The following is a 10,286-nucleotide window of genomic DNA, read 5'->3' as shown; positions in this document are numbered from 1 at the left end:
TCACGCTTGCCCAGGTCCTCGTTCATCACCCCGTGCTTGGGCGTGCCCAGCAGGTACTTGAGCATGTACTCATGACCCTTGCCCGAACTGCCCAGCAGGTTGGAGCGCCAGATGAACATGTTGCGCGGGAAGTTATCGCTGTTGTCCGGCTCCTCGCAGGCGAAGCGCAGGCTGCCGTCCTGCAGGCTCTGCAGTGCATAGGCCTTGGGATCCATCCCCAGGGCCGCCGCCTCGCGGCAGATGGCCAGCGGGTTGCGGTTGAACTGCGGCGCACTCGGCAGCCAGCCGCCACGTTCGGCGCGGATGTTGTAGTCGAGCATGTGCTCGGGAAACTGCGACTTGTCGGCCAGCGGCGAGAGAATCTCGTGCACGCTCATCTTCTCGTGGCGCCACTGTGAGCTGTGGCTGTAGAAGAAACTGGTACCGTTCATCTGCCGCGGCGGACGGCTCCAGTCCAGGCCAAAGGCCAGTGGCAGCCAGCCGGTCTGCGGCCGCAGTTTTTCCTGGCCGACATAATGTGCCCAGCCGCCGCCGGTCTGACCCACGCAGCCACACATCAACAACATGTTGATCAGGCCACGGTAGTTCATGTCCATGTGGTACCAGTGGTTCATCGCCGCACCAACGATGATCATCGAGCGCCCTTTGGTCTTGTCGGCGTTGTCGGCGAACTCGCGGGCTACCTGGATGACCTTCTCACGGCTGACGCCGGTAATCTGCTCCTGCCACGTCGGGGTGCCCGGTACGCTGGCATCGTCATAACTGCTGGCCACATTGGCGCCGCCCAGGCCGCGATCGATAGCCAGGCCAGCGGCCTGGATGTCGAACACGGTCGCCACGCGTAGCTGCTTGCCATCGGCCATGCTCAGCAGACGACTGGGCAGATGGCGGTACTGGATTTCTTCGCCATCGGCCTGCTGGAAGTGATCGTGCAACTGGCCGCCGAAATACGGAAAGGCGACATTGACCACTTCACCGGTGTCGATCTGGCTCAGCCGCAGTGACACATCGCGCCCTTCACCACCCTCGCGGGCCTCGATGTTCCATTTGCCCGACTCCCCCCAGCGGTAGCCGATCGAGCCTAGCGGCGAGACCAGTTGATTTGTGGTTTCATCGATCGCGATGGTTTTCCATTCCGGGTTGTTGTCCTGGCCCAGCTTGTCATCCAGATCGGAGGCGCGCAGGAAGCGGGTCGGCTTGAAGCCATGCTCCGCTTCCTCGAGCAGCACCAGCATCGGAAAATCGGTATAACGGCGCACGTAATCGGTGAAGTACGCGCTCGGATTCTCCAGGTGGAATTCCTTGAAGATCACGTGGTTGAACGCCTGCCCAAGGGCCGCGTCGGTACCCTGCTTGGGATTCAGCCAGAGGTCGGTCAGCTTGGCGACTTCGGAGTAATCCGGGGTGATCGAGACGGTCTTGGTGCCCTTGTAGCGGACTTCGGTGAAGAAGTGCGCATCGGGCGTGCGGGTCTGGGGCACGTTGGAGCCCCAGGCAATGATGTAATTGGAGTTGTACCAGTCGGCCGATTCCGGCACGTCGGTCTGTTCACCCCAGACCATCGGCGAGGCCGGCGGCAGGTCGCAATACCAGTCGTAGAAGCTCAGGCACACGCCGCCGATCAGCGACAGGTAACGGCTGCCTGCGGCGTAGCTGACCATCGACATCGCCGGAATCGGTGAAAAGCCGACCACCCGGTCCGGGCCATATTGCTTGACGGTATAGACGTTGGCCGCGGCGATAATCTCGGTGACTTCGTCCCAGCTCGAGCGGATAAAGCCGCCCAGCCCGCGTTCGGACTTGTAGGAGGTCGCCTTGGCGGGATCCTCGACAATGCTGCGCCAGGCATCGACCGGGGCCCTGGTCGCCCGCTCCTCGCGCCACAACTTGAGCAGGGCCTTGCGTACCTTGGGGTATTTAAGGCGGTTAGCACTGTAAATGTACCAGCTGTAACTGGCACCACGGGGGCAGCCCCGTGGCTCATGGTTGGGCAGGTCCGGACGGGTACGCGGGTAGTCGGTCTGCTGGGTCTCCCAGGTGATCAGGCCGTTCTTGACGTAGATTTTCCAGGAACAGGAGCCGGTGCAGTTCACACCGTGGGTGGAGCGCACGATCTTGTCGTACTGCCAGCGCGCACGGTAGACATTTTCCCAGTCCCGCGATTCGATGCGCGTCTCACCGTGTCCATCGGCAAACTCGTCCTGCTTGCGGTTGAAGAAGCGTAATTGATCGAGCAAGTGGCTCATGGTGTATCTCCTCATTCGGTCGGGTCTTTGCCGGACCGGCTATCACGTAGTTACGGGGCACCGCAGTGCGGCGCACACAGATTCGTATTCAGACGGTTTTCTGCGCTTCCAGCACCTCCAGTTCGCGATCCACCGAGGACACGTAGTACTCCTCCGAGAAGGCGCCCTCGGGCTCCTTGAGCCAGCACAGGCAGAGGCCAAAGCTGATGAAAGCGCCAGCGGCAATCACCATGAAGAACTGTGAAGGGGTGACGAAGGTGAACAGGGTCAGGTAGCAGACCGCGCCGACATTGCCGTAGGCGCCGGCCATGCCGGAAATCTGCCCGGTGACCCGGCGCTTGATCGACGGAATGATGCCGAAGGTGGCGCCCTCTGCACCCTGCACGAAGACCGAACAGGCAACCGTGATGATCACCGCGAGAAACAACGGCCACTTCTCATTCATCAGGCCCATGAACAGGAATCCGACACTGATGCCGAGCATGTAGGCCAGCATCACGAAGCGCCGGTTACCCATGCGATCCGACACCAGGCCGCCCATTGGCCGCGCGACCAGATTCACGAAGGCGAAGGAGGCGGCAATGATGCCGGCGGTGGTCGGCGTCAGACCCCAGGTCATTTCGAAGAACATCGGCAGCATCGATACCACCGCCAGCTCGGCACCGAAGTTGGCAAAGTAGGTGGAGTTCAGTGCAGCTACGCTGTTGAAGGGATACTTGTCGTCCTCGGGCACGCCCTTTTTCAGGATCGGGACATTGACGCGCAGGATCTGAATCACCTGGTAGACCACCACCGCGGCGATGGCCACATAGCAGATCAAGGCGCCGTTTTCCGGCAGGTAGCCCATGCCCTCGACGCGCCACACCAGGATCGCCAGCACCCCGATCATGGGAATGGTCCAGATGATCAGCTTGACCATATCCGCCCAGGTGCTGACCTCCAGCGCCGCGGTCTTGTGCGGTTTACGGTGAACGGTACCGGCCGGGCCATCAGTGATCGCGAACCAGTAAAAAACCCCGTACGCAGCCATGATGATCGCCGAGGCGGCAACCGCCCAGCGCCAGCCATCCGGCCCGCCAAAGGCATGGATGGCAATCGCCGGCAGGGTCATTGCCGCCGCAGCCGAACCGAAATTGCCCCAGCCGGCATAGAAGCCCTCGGCGAAGCCGATATCCCGGGGCTTGAACCACATCGCGGTCATGTGAATGCCGACCACAAAACTGGCACCCACCGAACTCAGTACCAGGCGCGATACCAGCAATTGCACGCGGGTGTCGCCAAAGGCAAAGAACAGCGCCGGCAGCGCCATGACCACCAGCAGGATCGAGAACACCCGCCGCGGGCCGAAACGGTCCAGTGCCATGCCGACGATGATGCGCGCGGGAATAGTCAGGGCGACGTTGGCGATCGCGAACAGCTTGATATCTTCCGGCGTCAGCCAGTTCAGGCTCTTGAGCATGCTGGAGGCCAGCGGCGCCATACCGAACCAGACGAAGAAGCTGATATAGAACGCCAGCCAGGTCAGGTGCAGCGCGCGGATCTCGGGCCGTTTCCATTGAAAGACTTCAGACACTTTCATTTGAGTTCTCCTTGTGCCGTCACGGACAGGCCTGGATCAGCACCGGGCAGGGCGCGCGCCGGGCCAGAAAGGCGCTGACGCTGCCGAAGGTCATGTAATCGAGTTCATCCACGAGCAGATTCAGCGAACGTGAAATAAAACCGCCGTCGGGCTCGTGGCTATGGCGCGCAATCACCAGCAGATCCGGCTTCTTGTGCTCGACCGCCTTGAGGATCATCTTGCGCACGTCACCTTCGGCAATGATCACCTCGGCATCGAGACCCTGTTCCACGACATGTTCAGCCGCCAGGCGCAGGTAACCCTCGAATTCGGTGCGCTGCTCCTGGTACTTGTGGCCCGCCACGCTGCTGGTATCCAGGCTCTCCTCGACCACCCCGACAAGCATGATCAGCGGCTTGAGCGGCTTGAACATGTCGATGGTGCTCTGCAGCGCGGTGACGGCGTTACGGGAGTGGTCATAAGCAATCATGATTCGCATATTGGTTACTCCGTTCATGGGTTCTTGACGTAGGCATTGGGGCGCAGATAGAACCACCAGTTGAGGATCAGGCAGAGCGCGTAGAACACCGCAAAGCCGTACATGGCCACCTCGGGGGTACCCGCCTTGACCTGCTCGCCGATCACGATCGGAGCGACGAATGCGCCATAGGCAGCCACTGCCGAGGTCCAGCCCAACACCGGGCCAGCCTTCTCGCGGTCATAGATCACACCGATAGTGCGGAAGGTGGATCCGTTGCCGATGCCGGAAGCCGCGAAGAGCACCAGGAACAGCAACAGGAAGAGAAAGAAGTACTGCTCGGGATGAGTCGAGCTGTAGGCCAGCTGCATCACGTAGCCGGCAGCCACGGACGCGACGACCATTACAACCGAGATAACCTGGGTGACGATCGAGCCGCCGACCTTGTCGGAAATCCAGCCGCCCAGCGGACGGATCAACGCACCGACAAAAGGTCCTATCCAGGCATAGGTCAGCGCGCTCGGTCCGTTTGGATTAACCACCCGGGTGACAGTGCCGTCGATAGCCACTGCGTTCATGTAGCCGAAGATCACTGTGATCGACAGGGGCAACGCCATGGAGAAGCCGATAAAGGAACCGAAGGTGAGGATGTACAGCACGCTCATCGACCAGGTGTGCTTGTCGGAAAAGATCTGGAACTGCCGCTTGATGTTCGGCTTGATGCTGCCCGGCAGCAGACGCAGCACGAACAGCGTCAGACCCATGATCAGGAGCATGGTCACCCACATGTTCAACACACCCAGCCCGGTGGGGGCTGGCAGGTACAGGTAAAGTCCCAGTGCGGCGGCGGCGAAACCGACGGCGTACAGACCGAGAATCTTGCCGAAGGCCGACAGCGGATTACCCGGATTGGGGGTAATGGTCAGCAGGTTGTTCATGCCGAACCAGCCGGCAAAGCCCAGCGGGATCAGGAACACCACCCATATCCAGCCTGCGTTCTGTATCCAGGTCTCGGTACCGGCGGCGATACGGCCGATCAGGGTGCCACTGTCACTGACCAGCGTCATCGACCCCCCGGCGAAGGCGCCGAATACGCCCGCGGTCATCACCAGCGGGATCAGTATCTGCATGGTAGTCACGCCGAAGTTGCCCAGCCCGGCATTCAGACCCAGGGCCAGACCCTGCTGATTCTTCGGAAAAAAGCTGCTGATGTTGCTCATCGAGCAGGCAAAGTTGCCGCCGCCGATACCCGACAGAAAGGCCAGCAGCTGGAACACCCACAGCGGAGTGTCCTGGCTCTGCAGGGCCATACCCGCGCCTGCGGCCGGAATGATCAGCAACAGGGTTGTAAGGAAGATGGTGTTGCGCCCGCCCGCGATGCGGATCATGAAGGAGGCCGGTATACGCAGGGTTGCACCGGTCAGGCCGGCTATTGCGGTGAGGGTAAAGAGCTCAGCCGGAGCAAACGGGAAACCCAGATTGATCATCTGCACCGTGACGATGCCCCACATCAGCCAGATGGCGAAACCCATCAGCAGGCTGGGTATGGATATCCAGAGGTTGCGGTTTGCTATTTTCTTGCCACGGCTGTCCCAGAACTCGGGGTCCTCCGGGTTCCATTTTTCGATGTCTGTCATGATATGCCCTTCCGTTGCCTGCGATGCCCGCGCCCGGTGTCCCGAAGCAGTGGGGATGACTGCACCGTATAAGGCGGCAGGCCCGGTTCTCTTGATTCATATCAATAGTTTCAGGTGGGCAGAAATGACAGAATGGCTCGGATACCTCCTTCGGGCTACTCCCTAAAACAATAATAAAATGCTAATAATCAGTAACTTGAGCAAAGGGCAAGCAGCGATCCAGCTCAGTGCGCACTTTCCTGGGGCTTAAGGGGTATGCACCCACCCGGCATAAGACCTTTTCCATGGAGTCACCCAATGACCCTCAGCACGCATAGCGATTGCGCAACAAGCGATGCGGAGCTGCCGGCCCCCCGTCATTCGATCGTTTTCAGCACCCTCGTCGCCTTCGTCCTCATTATCGGAGTCACGCTGATCAGCATGCTCGGCGCTCTGTACATGGCCGATGCCCTGGAAGGGGACGCTGAAGCAATCAATCAGGCAGGAAGCCTGCGGATGCAGGCATACCGGTTGGCGCTGATCGCCGATCAGGACCCGGGCATGCTGGACGAGCAGATAGCAGCAATGAATGCGAAGCTGGCCTCGGCCTCGATAGAGTCAGCACTGATCAGGCATGACACAAGCGAACTGAGCCGCCTGCACGCGCAAGCGGTAGAACAATGGGAGCTGATCATGCGGCCACTACTGGAGGCCCCCGCCGGGGCTACCCGTTTTCGCGCTGAAGTACCGCAATTCGTGGCGCAGCTAGACGCTTTTGTCAGCACATTGCAGCAATCATCGGAGAAAAAGCTGGAGATCATCCGGGCCCTGCAAGTCGGTACTCTGTTCGTGATCGTCCTGATCGCATTTCTGTTGATATTCGCCCTGAACAACAACCTGGCCACGCCGCTACGCCAGTTGACAGCGATGGCGCGGCAGATCAGCCGGGGCAATTTCACCAGCCAGGTGGTGGTGGCCGGTGAAACCGAGCTGAGCATGCTGTCGCATACCCTGAACCAGATGAACCAGGAACTGGCCAGCCTCTACGGCGAAATGGAAAGCAAGGTCAACGAGAAAACCGCTGCACTGACACGCAGCAATGAGACCCTCCAGTTGCTGTTCGACAGCGCGCGGCTTCTCTATAGCCAGCCAGACGAACCGGTGCTGATGATGGGACAACAGTTACCCAAGGTACGTGACATTCTCGGTTGCGGCCCGATCTCGCTTTGCCTGAACCGGATCGCCGAAGCCGGTAGCCACACCGCGATCACCTCGTTCAGCCTGCAGCCGCCGGATTACTGCAAGCTGCCCGACTGCAAAGCCTGCCCGGTGAATAACGATGGTGCGCAGCTGCCCAGTGGAAATCATCTGGTCAGTTTCGAGTTGCGCTCGGGTCCAACCGAACTGGGGACTCTGCGCATTGAGCAGCTTCCCGGAGAGCAGCTCGAGCCCTGGCAGACGCGGCTGATGATTACCCTCGCAGACCTGTACGGGGCCTGTCTGAGCCTGACCGAGCAGGGCCAGCAGCACGCGAGAATGGCGTTGATGGAAGAACGCGCGGTCATCGCGCGCGAGCTGCACGACTCTCTCGCGCAATCTCTCTCTGCCCAGAAACTGCAGCTGGCCAGGCTCAAGCGCCAGGCCGCCAAGGGCTGTGCCCCGACCGAGCTGGCCGAGACAATGGAGGAGATCGAACAAGGGCTCAACTCTGCCTACCGGCAGCTGCGCGAGCTACTGACGACTTTCCGTATCAAGGTGAACGAGCCCGGTTTGAAGCCAGCGCTACAGGCCACTGTAGAGGAATTTGGCGCCAATTCCGGCGTGGAGATCCTGATGGACTACCAGCTCGATCATTGCCCGCTGACACCCAACGAGGAAATTCACTGCCTGCAGATTGTCCGCGAGGCGTTGAGCAACGTGGTAAAACATGCACAGGCAGCATCCTGTTGCCTGGCACTGGCCCAGGACCGACAGGGAACTATCCACATCACCATCGATGACGACGGCATTGGTATTACCGAGGCCATCTCGCCAGCTGGACATTACGGAATCAGTATACTGATGGAGCGCGCAAACAGTCTCAACGGCTCGCTGGCGATCACACGGCGCGAAGCCGGTGGCACTCGCGTGTACCTGCGCTTTCCGCCGGACTATCGGTTACTTAATATCAAACAGGAGCGGACCGGATCATGATCGACGATGCCATCGTTGCCGACACCACGGCGGAAGACCCGGTAAGGATACTGGTGGTCGACGACCATCCGATGATGCGCCGGGGTCTGCGTGATCTGCTGGCGATGGAAGATGATATGAACCCGGTCGGCGAGGCAGGGAATGGCCCCGAGGCTATCCGCCTGGCGCTCGAACTGGAGCCCGATCTGATCCTGCTTGACCTCAACATGCCCGGCATGGATGGTCTGGAAACACTGCGCGAGATGCGTGACCGGGAAATAGACGCGCGGATCATCATGTTTACTGTATCTGACGACCAGACCGACGTTCTCCAGGCACTGCGCCAGGGCGCCGATGGCTATCTGCTCAAGGACATGGACGCGGATGACCTGGTCGAGCATGTGCGCCTGGCTGCGAGCGGGAAACTGGCTTTGAGCCCCGAACTGACAATGGTGCTGGCCGAAGCTATTCGCGAAAGACCGAAGACACCTTCTCAGGTGCAGGCCGCCAATCTGACCAAACGGGAAAAGGACGTGCTGAAGCTGATCACCAAGGGACTGAGCAACAAGATGATTGCGCGGCGCCTGGATATTGCCGAAGGAACGGTGAAGGTGCATGTCAAGCGGCTGCTGAACAAGCTGGGCATGCGCTCACGTACCGAAGCCGCGGTCTGGGTCGTGGAGAACAACATCGCCTAGCGATATCAGCCAGGAGATGTCTGGCGTTTCAAGCGCCAGACCATTTCCACCAACTCGTCTTCCAGCAGGTCGGCCTGCTCCTCGCTGCAATCCTCGCCGAAACGTTTGCGCAGACCAAAATCACCCAGCATCACGTGCAGGTCCGGCTCTACACCCGCTTGCCGCAAGCATGCTTTTGCGCACTCCAGCTTGCAGCCGTCGACTACCACCACCGGACGGCCGGACCGGGCAACCCGAACCAGCGATGGCACCCCGCCGCCCACCCCGGCGATACAGGACATCTCGGCAATTCCGGCACGGTCCAAACGCAGGGCCAAGGCGTTGGCCAATTGCGCGACGTTCGAACACCCGGAGCATGAGTAGATCAGCGGATCAGTCTTGACCGGCATGTCGCCTCCTTCACATTGATATTTCAGACGCGGTGGCCGCAGTCGGCGAGCGCTCATCGGTCACCACTTCTGCCCCCAGCCAGCGCAAAATCCGCCACAGGCGCGGCGGCAGGTCGTCCGGATCGAGACTGTCGATCAGGTTCTTGATTTCCAGGCCGAGTTCCGTGTCCCCCTCAACGGTAAGTCGCCTGCGGAAAAACAGCGTGTCCGGGTCTTCGTGACGGCTGGCCAGCAGCAGAAAATCCCGCCAGTTGCCGCGAATCACCAGGTCGGCAGGCGCCCGTGCATTCAGCTGCAACCCCAGCCGCCCGCGGGTCAGGTTCCAGGCCAGACCCAGATCAGACACCTCGAGCCGCAGCCAGCGGCCCCGCAGGCAATCAAAGCTGCCGTCGGCAACGGGTTCGGCGAACAGTCGCGCCATGCTCTGCTCAATCAGCAGCCGCTGCACTGGAAAAGGGGTATGCCGGCCCAGTGCCAACACCGGAGCAGCAACGCGCAGCACAAAACGCGCCGGGTTCAGCATAGGCCTGCCTCCTCGACACGCAGCATCCCTGGCTCTCCGTACCAGTAACCGTTGCAGCCATCGATCGCCAGTGGCGGCTCCGCACCACATCTGACCTGATCAAAACTGCGTACCACCGCTTCCATATCGCGCGCGGCAGGGCTCAGGCGCAGCATTTGCACGCCCATTGCATCTATCCGCGGATACTCCGCCAGCAGGTTGGTAACGCCAGCCGACAGGGTCTGAATCCCGTTAAGCGTAAACAGCGGCTGTCCTTCCTGGCTGAGCAGCGGCAGACCTTCAGGGTAATCCTGGCAAACAAAGCCACAGTCGTCTTTCGGACGATTCTCGGCACGGGCGGTAAAACAGCGCGCCGAATAGGCCAGAGGCAGGTAGCCCCAGGCATAGATTTCGATCTCGGGCAGACGCAAGCCCTGCTGCCACGCCTGGCAAACCAGATTGCGCAGCAAGGCTTCCGACACCTCCACCGGCGGTACCCAGCGCAGCATGCCGAGACCGACCATTTCGTCCAGGGCATAGGCATTGTAGAGATTGAGTGAAGGACCGCCGATGAACTCGACTCCCCGTTGACTCAGATATTGCACTGCGGCGATATCGTTGGCCTCG

Annotated in this window: 8 protein-coding genes and 1 pseudogene; 2 read left to right on the top strand and 7 right to left on the bottom strand. The window is 60.5% G+C overall.

From position 1 onward, the window contains the following. The 4 genes from ABYA88_RS13815 to ABYA88_RS13800 form a co-directional block, all read right to left on the bottom strand. On the bottom strand, positions 1-2,246 hold a 2,246-nt coding region (locus ABYA88_RS13815), incomplete at its 3' end, for a nitrate reductase subunit alpha (protein WP_373187973.1). An 88-nt stretch (positions 2,247-2,334) separates the two neighbouring features. Next, entirely contained in the window at positions 2,335-3,825 is a 1,491-nt protein-coding gene (locus tag ABYA88_RS13810) for an MFS transporter (protein WP_373187972.1), read from the bottom strand. A 19-nt stretch (positions 3,826-3,844) separates the two neighbouring features. Then, on the bottom strand, positions 3,845-4,303 hold the full coding sequence (locus ABYA88_RS13805) for a universal stress protein (protein ID WP_373187970.1): 459 nt from the start codon (positions 4,301-4,303) through the stop codon (positions 3,845-3,847). Between the two features lie 14 nt (positions 4,304-4,317). Further along, a complete protein-coding gene (locus ABYA88_RS13800; RefSeq protein ID WP_373187968.1) occupies positions 4,318-5,919 on the bottom strand; it encodes an MFS transporter in 1,602 nt (533 codons plus the stop codon). Between the two features lie 297 nt (positions 5,920-6,216). Between ABYA88_RS13800 and ABYA88_RS13795 the strand changes: the two are divergent. Then, positions 6,217-8,185, top strand: a pseudogene (locus ABYA88_RS13795) (histidine kinase). Continuing rightward, the gene (gene narL, locus ABYA88_RS13790; RefSeq protein WP_373187975.1) at positions 8,163-8,768 is read left to right on the top strand and encodes a two-component system response regulator NarL; all 606 of its coding nucleotides are present in this window, start codon (positions 8,163-8,165) and stop codon (positions 8,766-8,768) included. Before ABYA88_RS13795 ends, narL begins: the two are co-directional and overlap by 23 nt. Before the next feature lie 5 nt (positions 8,769-8,773). On the opposite strand, the gene ABYA88_RS13785 is transcribed toward narL, so the two are convergent. The 3 genes from ABYA88_RS13785 to ABYA88_RS13775 all read right to left on the bottom strand — a co-directional run. Further along, positions 8,774-9,157, bottom strand: a complete 384-nt coding sequence (locus tag ABYA88_RS13785) for a putative zinc-binding protein (RefSeq protein ID WP_373187967.1) — start codon at positions 9,155-9,157, stop codon at positions 8,774-8,776. 10 nt (positions 9,158-9,167) lie between these two features. Then, positions 9,168-9,680 (bottom strand): SCP2 domain-containing protein, encoded by a 513-nt coding sequence (locus tag ABYA88_RS13780; RefSeq protein ID WP_373187965.1) that lies wholly within the window; start codon positions 9,678-9,680, stop codon positions 9,168-9,170. Then, the coding region (locus ABYA88_RS13775; RefSeq protein ID WP_373187964.1) for a U32 family peptidase at positions 9,674-10,286 on the bottom strand (613 nt) is incomplete at its 5' end. The genes ABYA88_RS13780 and ABYA88_RS13775, both read right to left, overlap by 7 nt.

Source organism: Halopseudomonas sp. (assembly GCF_041579695.1).
GTDB lineage: Bacteria > Pseudomonadota > Gammaproteobacteria > Pseudomonadales > Pseudomonadaceae > Halopseudomonas.
Note: the sequence above shows the minus strand (reverse complement) of the source record. Positions and strands in the feature narration are given on the sequence as shown.

What these genes read in the sequence shown, in the direction of transcription:
- ABYA88_RS13785 (WP_373187967.1), bottom strand. Translation starts at nt 9,157, where the DNA reads ATGCCGGTCAAGACTGATCCGCTGATCTACTCATGCTCCGGGTGTTCG.
- ABYA88_RS13800 (WP_373187968.1), bottom strand. Translation starts at nt 5,919, where the DNA reads ATGACAGACATCGAAAAATGGAACCCGGAGGACCCCGAGTTCTGGGAC.
- narL (WP_373187975.1), top strand. Translation starts at nt 8,163, where the DNA reads ATGATGCGCCGGGGTCTGCGTGATCTGCTGGCGATGGAAGATGATATG.
- ABYA88_RS13810 (WP_373187972.1), bottom strand. Translation starts at nt 3,825, where the DNA reads ATGAAAGTGTCTGAAGTCTTTCAATGGAAACGGCCCGAGATCCGCGCG.
- ABYA88_RS13805 (WP_373187970.1), bottom strand. Translation starts at nt 4,303, where the DNA reads ATGCGAATCATGATTGCTTATGACCACTCCCGTAACGCCGTCACCGCG.
- ABYA88_RS13780 (WP_373187965.1), bottom strand. Translation starts at nt 9,680, where the DNA reads ATGCTGAACCCGGCGCGTTTTGTGCTGCGCGTTGCTGCTCCGGTGTTG.